General features: G+C 30.0%; 12 protein-coding genes. 8 read left to right on the top strand and 4 right to left on the bottom strand.

From position 1 onward, the window contains the following. The first annotated feature begins 4 nt into the window (after positions 1-4). Together H5J23_RS12360 and melB are read left to right on the top strand one after the other, a co-directional pair. On the top strand, positions 5-2,200 hold the full coding sequence (locus H5J23_RS12360; protein ID WP_185892555.1) for an alpha-galactosidase: 2,196 nt from the start codon (positions 5-7) through the stop codon (positions 2,198-2,200). A 20-nt stretch (positions 2,201-2,220) separates the two neighbouring features. Then, a complete protein-coding gene (gene melB / locus H5J23_RS12355) occupies positions 2,221-3,576 on the top strand; it encodes a melibiose:sodium transporter MelB (protein ID WP_023051292.1) in 1,356 nt (451 codons plus the stop codon). 59 nt (positions 3,577-3,635) lie between these two features. On the opposite strand, the gene H5J23_RS12350 is transcribed toward melB, so the two are convergent. Then, positions 3,636-4,397, bottom strand: a complete 762-nt coding sequence (locus H5J23_RS12350) for a hypothetical protein (protein ID WP_023051293.1) — start codon at positions 4,395-4,397, stop codon at positions 3,636-3,638. Positions 4,398-4,535: 138 nt separating this feature from the next. Between H5J23_RS12350 and H5J23_RS12345 the strand changes: the two genes are divergently transcribed. Further along, on the top strand, positions 4,536-4,769 hold the full coding sequence (locus H5J23_RS12345; protein WP_023051294.1) for a hypothetical protein: 234 nt from the start codon (positions 4,536-4,538) through the stop codon (positions 4,767-4,769). A 30-nt stretch (positions 4,770-4,799) separates the two neighbouring features. On the opposite strand, the gene H5J23_RS12340 is transcribed toward H5J23_RS12345, so the two are convergent. After that, the gene (locus H5J23_RS12340; RefSeq protein WP_023051295.1) at positions 4,800-5,381 is read right to left on the bottom strand and encodes a helix-turn-helix domain-containing protein; all 582 of its coding nucleotides are present in this window, start codon (positions 5,379-5,381) and stop codon (positions 4,800-4,802) included. Positions 5,382-5,655: 274 nt separating this feature from the next. On the opposite strand from H5J23_RS12340, the gene H5J23_RS12335 reads away from it, so the two are divergent. Genes H5J23_RS12335 through H5J23_RS12315 form a run of 5 tightly spaced genes read left to right on the top strand, consistent with a single transcriptional unit; the run spans position 5,656 to position 11,301 of the window. After that, positions 5,656-6,861, top strand: a complete 1,206-nt coding sequence (locus tag H5J23_RS12335; protein WP_023051296.1) for a hypothetical protein — start codon at positions 5,656-5,658, stop codon at positions 6,859-6,861. A gap of 14 nt (positions 6,862-6,875) precedes the next feature. Continuing rightward, positions 6,876-7,787: a trans-4-hydroxy-L-proline dehydratase activase gene (locus tag H5J23_RS12330; protein WP_023051297.1), complete on the top strand. Its 912-nt coding sequence runs from the start codon at positions 6,876-6,878 to the stop codon at positions 7,785-7,787. Between the two features lie 5 nt (positions 7,788-7,792). Continuing rightward, the gene (gene hypD / locus H5J23_RS12325) at positions 7,793-10,168 is read left to right on the top strand and encodes a trans-4-hydroxy-L-proline dehydratase (protein WP_185892554.1); all 2,376 of its coding nucleotides are present in this window, start codon (positions 7,793-7,795) and stop codon (positions 10,166-10,168) included. Between the two features lie 17 nt (positions 10,169-10,185). Continuing rightward, positions 10,186-10,980, top strand: a complete 795-nt coding sequence (gene proC / locus H5J23_RS12320) for a pyrroline-5-carboxylate reductase (protein WP_185892552.1) — start codon at positions 10,186-10,188, stop codon at positions 10,978-10,980. Positions 10,981-10,992: 12 nt separating this feature from the next. Next, positions 10,993-11,301 (top strand): pyrimidine/purine nucleoside phosphorylase, encoded by a 309-nt coding sequence (locus H5J23_RS12315; RefSeq protein WP_023051300.1) that lies wholly within the window; start codon positions 10,993-10,995, stop codon positions 11,299-11,301. 46 nt (positions 11,302-11,347) lie between these two features. On the opposite strand, the gene H5J23_RS12310 is transcribed toward H5J23_RS12315, so the two are convergent. Both H5J23_RS12310 and H5J23_RS12305 read right to left on the bottom strand, forming a co-directional pair. After that, a complete protein-coding gene (locus tag H5J23_RS12310; protein ID WP_221892834.1) occupies positions 11,348-12,793 on the bottom strand; it encodes a phosphate--AMP phosphotransferase in 1,446 nt (481 codons plus the stop codon). 73 nt (positions 12,794-12,866) lie between these two features. Continuing rightward, a complete protein-coding gene (locus tag H5J23_RS12305) occupies positions 12,867-13,778 on the bottom strand; it encodes a GTP pyrophosphokinase family protein (RefSeq protein ID WP_185892551.1) in 912 nt (303 codons plus the stop codon). Positions 13,779-13,958: the final 180 nt, after the last annotated feature.

The raw sequence follows: 13,958 nt of genomic DNA, 5'->3' as shown, positions 1-13,958 counted from the left end.
AAAGATGATATATATAAACGAGGAGAAAAAGGAGTTTCATTTACAAAGTTTAAATATGAGTTATATATTTAATGTCATGAAAAATGGACAGTTAGGTAATTTATACTTTGGTAAAAAAATAAAACATAGAGAAAGTTTTTCTCATTTTTTCAATCAACCAGAAGTAGGTATAGGAATAATAGCTCATCATGAAGAGGATCCTGGATTTTCGTTAGAGTATTATAAACAAGAATATCCATCATATGGAACGACAGATTTTAGAAAACCAGCTTTTCAAATAGAGAGCAATGATGGTAGTAGAGTAACTGAGTTTGTATATAAAGGTTATAGAGTATATAAAGGAAAAGAAAAATTAAAAGGATTACCTTCAACTTATATGGAAAGTGAGGAGGAGGGAGAAACTTTAGAGATAGAGTTAGTAGATGCTATTTTAAATTGTAAACTATTTTTAACATATACGATTTATAAAAATAGAGATGTGATAACTAGAAATGCAAGATTTGAAAATTGTGGAAAAGAGAGTGTAAATATCCATAGGGCTATGAGTTTTGCACTAGATCTTCCAGATTATAACTATGAGATGATACATCTTTCAGGAGCTTGGGCAAGAGAAAGATTTATAAAAAATAGAAAGCTTGAAGTTGGATGTCAGTATATTGACAGTACAAGAGGAGCGAGCAGTGCTCACCAAAATCCATTTATAATTTTAAAAAGACCTGAAACAACTGAAAATATGGGGGAAAGTATAGGATTTGCTTTAGTTTATTCAGGAAACTTTTTAGCACATGTAGAAGTTGACCATTTTGATGCAACAAGAGTTACAATGGGGATTAATCCATTTGATTTTAAATGGGAATTGAATGGAGGAGATAGCTTTCAAACTCCAGAAGCAATAATTGTTTATAGTGATAAAGGTATGAACGATTTAAGCCAAACTTTCCATAAACTTTTCCGTGAGAGAGTTGCAAGAGGGGAGTGGAGAGATAAAGAAAGACCAATTTTAGTTAATAACTGGGAAGCGACATATTTTGACTTTAATGAGGAGAAAATTGTAGCTATGGCAGGAAAAGCAAAAGAGTTAGGATTTGAACTTTTTGTTTTAGATGACGGTTGGTTTGGAAAAAGAAATGATGATAAAACATCTTTAGGAGATTGGTTTCCAAATTTAGAAAAACTGCCAAATGGAGTAAAAGGATTAGGAGAAAAAGTAGTAAAAGAGGGGATTAAATTTGGACTTTGGTTTGAGCCAGAGATGATTAGTAAAAATAGTAGGTTATATGAGGAGCATCCAGATTGGATTTTAGGAGTTAAAAATAGAAGATTATCAATGGGAAGAAATCAATATATATTAGACCTTTCAAAAGAGGAGGTTAGAGATTATATAGTAAATATTTTATCTGAAAGATTTTCAGAAGCACCAATAAGTTATGTAAAATGGGATATGAATAGAAATATGACAGAGATAACATATCAAGATTTACCGCACAAGTACATACTTGGATTATATGAAATCTTAGAGACATTAACAACTAAGTTTCCACATATACTATTTGAATCATGTGCATCAGGAGGGGGAAGATTTGATGCAGGAATGTTACACTATATGCCACAAGTTTGGACTAGTGATGATACAGATGCAATAGTAAGACTTAATATTCAACATGGAACATCGTTGGCTTATCCTTTAATATCAATGGGAGCTCATGTATCAGATATACCAAATCATCAAACAGCGAGAAAGACTAGTTTAAAAACAAGAAATGATGTAGCGACTTTTGGAAACTTTGGATATGAATTGAATCTTTTAGACTTTGATACTAAAATGGAGGAAGAGGTAAAGCAGTATTTGAATTTTTATAAAAGTAATAGAAAACTTATACAATTTGGAGATTTTTATAGATTAGAAAGTCCTTTTGAAGGCAATACAGCAGCTTGGATGGTTGTAAATAAAGAAAAAGATGAGGTTTTAGTTGGACATTTTACAATTTTAGCTGAACCAAATCCAGGATATAATAAAAAAGTGATACTAAAAGGTTTAGATTCTGAGAAAAAATATTTAGTAAATGATGCATTTGAAGCTTATGGAGATGAACTTATGAGTGTTGGAATTGTATTTCCACAACCAGAGAGATATTTTTCAAAAGATTCAGAAACTCAAGATTTTAAAAGCAAAATTTTTAAATTAAAAGAGATTAAATAAAAACTCACGGGAGGAGTATAATGGTTAGTTTAAAAACAAAATTATCATACGGTTTAGGTGCTTTAGGAAAAGATTATGCTTGTGCAATAGTTTATATATTTTTAATGTATTACTTTACAGATGTTTTAGGTTTAGCGCCGGCATTTGTAGGAACACTATTTTTAGTAGCTAGAATGTGGGATGCAATAAACGACCCAGCTATGGGGATGATTGTAGATAATACTAGAAGTAAGTGGGGGAAATTTAGACCTTGGATTTTAATTGGAACTCTTTTAAATGCTATTACAGTAGTTGGAATGTTTACTAAACCAGAGGCATTTAGTGGAAAAAGTTTATATATTTATATATCTATTATGTATATTTTGTGGGGGATGACTTATACAGTTATGGATATACCATTTTGGTCTATGATACCAGCTCTTTCTGATGATAAAAAAGAAAGAGAGGAGATAGCAGTAGTACCTAGAATATTTGCAAGTTTAGCTTGGTTATCACTTGGAAGTTTAGGGTTGCCACTAATAGCATTTTTAGGAAAAGGAAATGAGGGAAGGGGATTCTCATTACTATCACTTGGAATTGCAGGAGTATTTATTTTAACAACTTTACTAATGGTAACAAATGTAAAAGAGCAAATAAAAACTAAGAAAAATAGTGAAAAGATAAATTTAAAAGAAGCTTTTAGATTAATTTTGAAAAATGATCAACTAGTAGCGTTAATAGGAACAGTTTTAATGTATAACTTAATGGCTCAAATTTCAGGTGGGGTAGCAATATATTATTTCAAATATGTAATTGGTGTAGAGACGCTATTTTCAGTATTCACTGGATTTTCTGGTTTAGCTGAGATAGGATCTTTAATGATGTTTCCAATTTTATCAAGAAAGCTAGGAAGAAAAAAGGTGTTTTTCTTAGCGTGTGCACTTCCTGTAGTTGGATTTTTAATGCTATTCCTTTTTGGAAACATAGCACCAACAAATGGAACTTTAATAGCTTTAGCTGGAATAGTAGCAAAGTTAGGTGGGGGATTAACTTTAGGAATTTCAACAGTTATGTTGGCAGATGTTGTTGATTATGGTGAGTTTAAATTTGGAAGTAGAAATGAAAGTGTAATTTTCTCAGTTCAAACACTACTTGTAAAATCTGCATCAGCTGTAAGTGGTTGGTTAATTGGAATGGGATTATCACTAGTTGGATATGTTCCAAATGTAGCTCAAAGTGGATCAGCTATAATGGGAATAAAATATTTAATGATAGTCTTCCCAATTTTACTTTCAATATTTGGGTATGTAATCTATAAAAAATATTATAGATTAAATGGTGAATATTATGATGAAATAGTTGAAGCTATAAAGGTTAAAAGAGAAGTGGAGGCATAAATAAAAAATGGTGTAGCTGAAATAGTTACACCATTTTTTTATTGGACTATTTTAATAATCTATCCTATAAAGATAGATGTGTTTAGATTTTCTAAAAGATTTAGTCCAGTTCTATTAGTTATTTTTTCAAAGAAAAAAGAACGACTTAGATTTCCCATAATAACTAAATTAGACTTTCCTAAAGCAAAATAAAAATCCTTTAATGTATCATCTTTAGAATTAAAGTTTATAACATCTGCAGAGAGACCTTTATTTTTTAGAAGATCAACTAGATAGTGTTTTTCATAATTACAATTCCATGTAAGTATTGGAATACTATCTGTGTCAAGGTTAGGGAAAAGAGTTAAAAAGTTATAAACACTTTTATTAATTTTAACTCCATCATTGGAAACAATTGAGATGTTTTCAAAAGTTAATGGCTTATTTCTTAAAATAATAATAGGTCTGTAAGCAATTTTTAATAACTCTAAAAATAGATCGTTTAAATATACGCTTTGCTCTAGCATAAGTAAGTCAGCAGTTTTTAGAAGAGTTTTAACTTCATCTACTCCAACTTCAGATTGAACTATAAGCTCAGTTTCAATTTTGTATTTTTTTAAGGCTGTGTTTACTTGAGCAACAAAATCATCTTCCATTTCGTTTAAAATTTCAGCAGCACCACCTGAGTTTAAAACAGTTTCACTAATTGGAATTTTGTAGGCAATGTCTCGAATATACATTGGAACAATGTCAAAGCCAAAATGAGTTTTTAAATGAAGATAGCTTTTAAAAATAAGATCTAGGTCATTGCCATTTTTTAATAGAATAACAACTTTTTTCATAATTGAAAATCCTCCCGATAAAGATATTTACATCTGTATGTTCTGAAAAAAAATGAAAATCCTTTAAAACTTTAATAAAATTAAAGGAATGTTGTTTATTTTTTGTAAAATGATTATAATAATTATGAGGTGATAAAAATGTTAAATTTCTTTAGTTTTAAAAGGATTCAAGAGATTTTTAAAAATATAGCTAGAAATATAGAGTTGATTTTTGAACAGAGAGAGGGACGCAATGAGTTTTGTAAAATATGTGGAAAGCGAGTTCCAAATAGTGATTTTTCAGAGCAGTTTGAAGATGAAGGTGAATTAAGTAGTAGATGTTTATATTGTAATAAAAAATTTATAAAAGCTAGAGAGAGGGTTATGAAATAATCCTCTCTCTTTTTAATTTAGTAGTATTTTTTAAATCTCTTTAAATGGATTTGGGTTATGTACGCATATAATTTTAGTTATGCAGTTTGTTTCATTTTTCCAGTTATGTGGTTTAGTAGAGTTAAATGTAGTACTATCTCCAGGATAAAGTGTAAACTCTTCATCTTCAATATTTAAAGTTAAAACCCCCTCTAAAACAAAGATAAACTCTTCACCTTCATGTGAATATAGTTGTAAATTATATGAACCATTATCTGTAAATGGCATAATATCAATTAATCTAGGATATAGATTATAAGATTTTGTGTCTGAACTTAAATTATGTTGAATAATTTTATCAGTAATAGCTATAGCATCTCTATTATAACTTCTTACTATTTGATTGCCTTCTACTCTCTTTTTATTAAAGTCAAAGAAAAATTCTAATTCAACGTCTAAAGAGTGAGCAATAATCTCTAAAGAATCAATAGCAATACTAGTCATTCCTCTTTCTAATTGTGATAAAAATCCAACAGATAGATTACTGGCACTACTCAAATCTTTTAAAGTCATCTCTTTTTTTTTACGAAGTTCTTTTATTAAAGAACCAATGTTAGTAGAATACTTACTCATTAAAACCCCCTTTTATTATAAAATATCATATAGTTTAAATTATCATAAAAACCGATAAAATTCTAGAATTTTTTTTAAACAGAATATAAAATTTCATATATATGAACAGAAAAGGCTTTGTAAGCCTTGAATTTATGTTCAAAACAGGTTTTGACTTTTTATAAGTATATAAAAATTCACAAAAATGAAAAAATTAGTTGAAAAAAATAAAATTAAGGATTATAATAGGCACAATATGAATAATACGTTCAAAAAATAAAAGGGAGGTATTAAAATGGAAATGACAGAACAAAAGTTAACAGATGAAAATGTATTGAAGGAAGTACCTGAAAAAGAGAGCGTTGAAAGAGAAGTCGCCTCAGTTTCAAAAGAAACTTTTGTAGTTTTAACAGTATTTGTAACTCTTTTTATTTATCTAGGCAGTGTTATGGGAATTGATAAGGTTTTCAGTGTTATGATGAAAACAGGGCATGATGTTTTGATGAATACATCATTTTATATTATGGCTGTAGCTATTTTAGCGGGAGCAGTAGCTTCAATAATGTCAGAGTTTGGAATTGTCGCTTTAATTAATAAAATAATATCGCCACTTATGAGGCCACTTTTTGGATTACCAGGAGCAGCAGCTTTAGGAGCTGTAACAACATATATATCAGACAATCCAGCTATTTTAGGACTTGCAGAAGATAGAGGATTTAGTAAATATTTTACAAAAGCTGAAAAAGTTACTTATACAAACTTAGGAACAACTTTTGGAATGGGACTTATTGTAACGGCTTATATGTTAAGTTTAGGAAGTGAGTATATAAAAGCTGTACTAATAGGAAATATAGGAGCTGTTATTGGAGGAATATTCTCAGTTAGAATGGTTCTTAGATATGCTAAAAAATATTACAATGAATCAAGCAGTGAAAAAATAGATACTAAGGAGGAGGGAGACCTTAGAAAGATTAGAGCTGGAAGTGCTTTTGAGAGACTTTTAGCATCTATGATGGATGGAGCTAAATCAGGAGTGACATTAGGACTTGCATGTGCTTCAGGAACAGTTTTAATTTGTACATTTGTTATGATTTTAACATTTGGGCCTCAAGGAGAAAACGGAACATATGTGGGAGCAGCTTATGAGGGAGTTCAATTATTACCAAGATTAGGATCATACTTTACACCTGTAGCAAAAATGTTATGGGGATTTGGAGAACCAGAGTTATTGGCTTATCCATTTACAGCATTGGGAGCTGTGGGAAGTGCCATGGGATTAACTAAAGGATTTATAGATAAAGGTTTAGCTAATGCAAATACAATTGCAGTGTTTACAGGAATGGGAATTTGTTGGAGTGGATTTTTAAGTACACATGTGGGAATGCTAGATACATTAAAGCATAATCATTTTATAAAAATATGTATTTTATGGCAACTTTTAGGAGGACTTATAGCAGGAGTTGCAGCAAACTATCTATTTAAACTACTATTAATATTTTAAAGGAAGTGAAGAAGATGGCAATACCCTATGTAATAAATATACAGAAATACTCTCTTCATGATGGGGATGGAATAAGAACTACAATATTTTTTAAAGGGTGTCTATTAAACTGTTGGTGGTGTCATAACCCAGAGAGTCAAAGATATACACCAGAGTTACTTTTTAATTATGAAAGATGTAAAGGTTGCAAAGAGTGTGAAAAAATTTGTCCAGAGCATGTTATAAAAGTTGAAGAGAATATAGCTAAAACAGAAAGAGAAAATTGTATATTGTGTGAAACATGTTTAGATTATTGTATTAATGAAGCTAGAGAGATTGTGGGAAAGCAATATCCAATAGAGGAGCTTTTAAAAGAGATTGATAAAGATAAAATGTTTTATGAGGAATCAGGAGGGGGAGTCACTCTTTCAGGTGGAGAGATAATGACACAAGATATAGGTTATTTAGTTGAGTTATTAAAAAAGATAAAAAAAAGAGGTTATCATATTACAATTGATACATGTGGTTATGCTCCACAAAAAAATTATGAAGCTTTAATAGATTATGTGGATACATTCTTATACGATATAAAAACAATGGACAATGAGGTTCATAAAAAATATATGGGAAAAGGAAATGAGTTAATACTTTCAAATTTAAAATATTTAAGTGAGTGTGGAAAAAACATATATATAAGAATACCTTTAATTGGTGGAGTGAATAGTAGCCAGGAAAGTATTAAAGATATTGTAAAGTTTTTAAAAGAGAATGTTCAGGTAAAAAAAATAAATTTACTTCCTTATCATAAAGCAGGAACAAATAAATATGAAAAATTAGATTTAAGTTATTTAGGAGAAGATTTTGTTACACCTTCACAGGAAGAGCTAGAAAAGTATTTAGATATCTTTAGAAAAAATGGATTTTCAGATGTTAAAATAGGAGGGTAGATAAAATGAAAAAAAGAGGGATGAATGAAAGAATTCAAAAATTAAGAGAGCAAAGTGTAGAAACACCAGCACATATTTATATTGAAAGAGCTAAATTGATAACAGAAGCGTATAAAAAATATGAAGGTGAGGTTTCTATTCCAGAGTTAAGAGCTCTTGCTTTTAAACATTTTATGGAAAACAAATCTATTTGTATAAATGAAGGTGAATTGATTGTAGGAGAAAAAGGTGATGGCCCACAAGCAGCTCCAACTTTTCCAGAACTTTGTTGCCATACTTTAGAGGATATGCATGTAATGAATGATAGAGACTTAATATCTTTTAAAGTTACAGAAGAGGATTTGAAAATTCAAGCAGAGGAAATTATTCCATACTGGGAAAAAAGATCTATTAGAAATAAGATTATAAACTCTATGGGGAAAGAGTGGAAAGAGTGCTATGAAAGTGGAATTTTTACAGAGTTTATGGAGCAAAGAGGTCCTGGACATACTGTAGGTTCTGAAAATATATATAAATATGGATTTTTAGATTATAAGAAAAAGATTCAAAAGACTATTGAAAAATTGGATTTCTTAAATGATAAGGAAGCTTTAGATAAAAAACAAGAACTAAATGCAATGAGTATCTGTTGTGATGCAATTATAGCTTTAGGAAAACGTTATGCAGAGTTAGCTCATAAGTTGGCAAAAGCTGAAGAGAATCCAGTTAGAAAAGAGGAGCTTTTACAAATTGCAAAAAATTGTGAAGTTGTACCAGCTCATAAACCAAAAACTTATTGGCAAGCTATTCAAATGTATTGGTTTGTTCATATTGGCGTGACTACAGAGTTAAATCCATGGGATGCATTTAGTCCAGGAAGATTAGATCAACATTTAAATGGATTTTATATAAAAGATTGTGAAGATGGAGTTTTAAATGAGGAGAGAGGACTAGAACTTTTAGAGAATTTATGGGTTAAGTTTAATAATCAGCCAGCACCTCCAAAAGTTGGAATAACTTTAAAAGAGAGCAGTACATATACAGATTTTGCCAATATAAATACAGGTGGAATAACTCCTGATGGGCAAGATGGGGTTAACGATGTAAGTTACTTGATTTTAAAATGCATGGATGAGATGAAACTTTTACAACCAAGTTCAAATGTTCAAATCAGTAGAAAAACACCTATTAAATTTTTAAAAGAAGCTTGTGCAATATCACGTAAAGGATGGGGACAACCAGCTTTTTACAATACAGAAGCTATAGTTCAAGAGTTATTAAACGCTGGTAAAACTTTAGCTGATGCTAGAAGAGGTGGAGCAAGTGGATGTGTAGAAACTGGAGCTTTTGGAAATGAAGCATATATATTAACAGGATATTTCAATCTACCAAAAATTTTAGAGTTAACTTTAAATAATGGTTATGATAAAATTAGTGAGAAGCAGCTAGGATTGAAATTGGGTCATGCAGAGGATTTTAAAAGTTATGAGGAACTATTTGAAGCTTATAAAAAACAGATAAAGTATTTTATGGATATTAAAATAGAGGGAAGTAATATAATAGAAACAATCTATGCTAAATATATGCCAGTTCCATTTTTATCAGTTATAACAAATGATTGTATCTCTAGAGGAAAAGATTATAATGCTGGAGGAGCTCGTTATAACACAACATATGTTCAAGGAGTAGGAATTGGAACAATAACTGATTCTCTAGCAGCTATAAAATATAATGTTTACGATGAAAAGAACTTTACGATGCAAGAGTTAATGAATGCTTTAGATAGTAACTTTGAAGGTAGTACAAGAATACTAAATTTAGTAAAAAATAAAACTCCAAAATATGGAAACGACAATGATTACGCAGATGATATAATGAAATCAGTGTTTGAATATTATAACTCAGTTGTAACAGATAGACCTAATATGAAAGGTGGAAGATATGCTATAAATATGTTACCAACAACATGTCATGTATATTTTGGTGAAGTTATGATGGCAAGTGCAAATGGAAGATTAGCTCATAAACCAGTTTCAGAGGGAATTTCTCCAGAAAAGGGAGCAGATATCTATGGGCCAACAGCAGTTTTAAAATCAGCAGCAAAAATGGATCATCTAAAAACTGGTGGAACACTGTTAAATCAAAAATTTCTTCCAAATGTAGTTAAGGGTGAAGAGGGATTAAATCATATGGCAGATGTTGTAAAAACATATTTCAATATGGATGGACATCATATACAATTTAATGTAATAGATAAAGAGACACTTTTAAAGGCTCAGCAAAATCCAGATGAATATAAGGATTTAATAGTTCGTGTTGCTGGATATAGTGATCACTTTAGAAATCTAAGTAAGGCTTTACAAGATGAGATAATAGATAGAACAGAGCAAAATTTTAATTAGTTAAAAAGGAGGATGTAGTGAGAATAGGATTTATAGGGGCAGGAAATATGTCTGGAGCGATAATTAAAGGGATAATCTCTTCAGGGATTGTAAAAAAAGAGGATGTATTTGCTTCAGATAAGTTTTTACCAACTTTAGAAAAAGTAAAAACAAACTATGGAATAAATATAACTGAGGATAATAAAGAGGTTGTAGAAAAGTGTGATGTGATATTTTTAGCTGTAAAACCACAGTTTTATAGTGAAGTGATTAAAGAGATATCACCATTTGTAAAAGCAACTACAACTGTAGTAACGATAGCTCCAGGGCAAACTTTAAAAAATTTAGAGGTAGCTTTTGGAAAAGAGATTAAAATTGTTAGAACAATGCCAAATACTCCAGCTATGGTTTGTGAGGGAATGACAGCAGTTTGTGCAAATAAAAAAGTTACTAAAGAGGAGTTAGAGTATATTTGTACTCTTTTAAACTCTATAGGAAAAGCTGAAGTTGTAGCTGAGTATATGATGGATGCTGTAGTAGGTGTTAGTGGAAGTTCCCCAGCATATGTTTATATGTTTATAGAGGCTTTAGCAGATGGAGCAGTAATGGAGGGAATGCCAAGAGATATGGCATATAAGTTTGCGGCTCAAGCAGTTTTAGGAAGTGCTAAGATGGTTTTAGAAACAGGTATGCATCCAGGAGCTTTAAAAGATATGGTTTGTTCTCCAGAGGGAACAACAATAGAAGCTGTAAGTATTTTAGAAGAAAGAGGAATGAGAAGTAGTGTTATAGAAGCGATTAGAGGTTGTGTGGCTAAAGCTAGAAAAATGTAAGGGGGAGAGAAAGTGGAGTTTAAAAATGTAAAGGTTATAAAAAAGGCAAATGTATATTTTGATGGAAGGGTAGATAGTAGAACAATTATATTTGAAGATGGAAGTAGAAAAACTTTGGGATTTATGCAAAAGGGTGAGTATGAGTTTGGAACAGCAGCTCCAGAAGTAATGGAAGTTCTTGGAGGAGAGATGCTAATTAAAAGAGCTCAAGACTCTGGTTTTATTAAGATAAAAGAGGGAGAAAGTTTTTCTGTAGAGGGAGATTCATCATTTAAAGTTGTAGTTAATGACTATGCAGATTACTGTTGCTCATATAAATAAAAAAATCCCCTTCTGGTTATAAACCAAAAGGGGATTTTCTATTAAATTAAACACCATATAGACATTTTTCAATCTCTTTTATAATCTTTTTTAAAACAAAAATTCTAGCGTAATATTTGTCATTAGCTGGAACTATATACCAAGGGCAAGAAGTAGTAGAAGTTCTAGAAATCATCTCTTCAATAGCTTCTTTATAATCCTTCCACTTTTCACGATTTCTCCAGTCCTCCTCAGTTATTTTCCATTTTTTAGAAGGAGTATTTTCTCTTTCTTTAAATCTTTTTAATTGTTCCTCTTTAGATATCTGTAACCAAAATTTAATAATAATAGAGCCGTTATTTACCCACTGAGTTTCCATATCTGTAATCTCTTGATAAGCTCTTTTCCACTCGTACTTAGTGGCGAATTTTTCAACTCTTTCCACAAGAACTCTACCATACCATGTTCTATCAAAGATAGCTACATGTCCATATCGTGGGAAAGATCTCCAAAATCTCCAAAGATAATGTTTACTCTTTTCAACATCATTAGGGGCTGCAATTGGTATAACGTCATAACCACGAGGATCCATCTTTTCAACAACTCTTTTAATGTTTCCACCCTTTCCAGCAGCATCCCAACCTTCATAAGCTATTATAACAGGAATACGTCTAGTATATAGTTCATGATGAAGGTCTGAAATTTTATTTTGTAATTTTACTAACTCTTTTTTATACTCTTTTTTATCAATAGTTTTAGATAAATCAACATCATCTAAAGAGTATGGCTTTTTATAAGGAAGTAGTACATCGGCAGGTCGCACTTCTTTTTGATTTAAATAACTTTCTATTTTTTCAACAATTATTCTAAAAATTTCAGATTTTGCTCCATATAAACTATTTGAAGAGATAATATTCCAACCACAATCATAGTTATTAGTTCGTTCGATAATATCTTCCCAACTTTCAATAATAGATTTATAGTTAAAATTTTGTTTCCATGCATATGGAGTTACTTTCCACGATTTAGCTGGATTTTTTTTAGCTTTAAAATATCTTTTTTTCTGAATTTTTTTAGAAACATGAATAAAAAATTTAATAATTAACATTCCACTTCTAAGAAGAGAACGTTCAATTTTATTTATCTCTTTACATCTTCTAGTAATATCATTTTCCTCTTGAAAAGCTAAGTCATACCAAGATTTATCAAAAATATGAAATTCTCCTTGTCCAGGAATATCCTCTAAATATTGTTTTAAAGGAAGGTTGTTTTCTGCTAAAGGGTGATTATGGTTAATAACACGATATCCTCTAGGATCTAAAGTTACAAGGATTTCATTTATAATAGCCCCTTTTCCTGAAGCTTCAAGACCTTCGAAAATAATTAAAATAGGAATCTTTTTCTCTTTACCAACTCTTTGAAGCTCAGCAAGTTTTAACTTTAATGGTTCAATAGTTTTATGGTACTCTTTTTCTTTCATTTTCAAACAGCTTTCATTATTTAAAATGCCCATAAAAAAACCTCCTTATTTTGTAAATTTCATTTCTAAAATATACAAAAGTAAGAAGGCAATTCCTGTTTTGAATCTATAATTGTTTTTCTCTATAGTCTAAAAGATTTTTAATCATTAGGTCATAACGAGCTGGAAATTTTTTACTACCATTTCCAAAGTATTTTTTCATAATTTCTAGTTCCTCTATTTTAGAGAAATCTTCTAAGGTGTTTATATTGTTACTATGTAAAAGAGCAATAATTTTTGGACTAATACCTTGAGAGAATGTAATATTGAATTTTTTATTTAGATATTTTCTTAAAGATGTAGAGTTTATCTCAATCTCATGTAAAGTATTTCCTTCAATAGTATTTACAACTTTCTTTTCGTACTCTGTTATCTCTTTTGAAATACTTTCAAACTCTCTGTCTGCAATCTCTAAAAATCCAGCTAAAAGTTTAAATCTTCTTTTTATATCTGTTGGAAGTTGTCCACTAAATTTATAGTTTTTATCATGCTCTACTTCAGCCCAAGCATGCTGTAGTATTGTTCTAACTTGAATTTCAAATTTTAATCCTTCAAATCTTTCAAATTCAGGAAGTTCTAAAAGACTTTTGGGAAGAGTTGCAACTAAATGTATAGATTTATATCCTACTTTATCCTCTCCTAAAGTGTCACTTTTATCAACGCTATTACTTTCATCGATTATAAATGTATGTCTTAAAAAATGTTCAACAATTTTAGTTTCACTTTCTAAGAATGTAATAACTCTAAGTCCACATAGATCAGTAGCTTCTTCAACACATGAATAGCCTTTACGCTCTATTTTTTTTTGAAAACTTTCTCTAGTTTTAGCTCTACTAGTAATTGAATGATAGATAATTTTTTCTTTTTCAAAGGACTGCTTTAAAAAACGTTCTAATCTTTTTCCCAATTTACGATAAAGCTCTCTATTTTTTTTGTAGTAGTTTAATAATTGAAATTGATTACAGTTAATTTTTTCCATAGTTACCTCACTTAAAAAAATAATATCTACATATAGTTATATCACAAAAATAAAAAAATCCTTGTTTTTTTTATTTTATAATGCTACAATAACTCAAAATAATTATTCTTAGGGAGGTGTATTAAATGAAAAAACAATTAGATATCTTAAAAATTAATACATCTTTAACAGAAACAGTTT

Source organism: Cetobacterium sp. 2G large (assembly GCF_014250655.1).
GTDB classification, from domain to species: Bacteria; Fusobacteriota; Fusobacteriia; order Fusobacteriales; family Fusobacteriaceae; genus Cetobacterium_A; species Cetobacterium_A somerae.
Note: the sequence above shows the minus strand (reverse complement) of the source record. Positions and strands in the feature narration are given on the sequence as shown.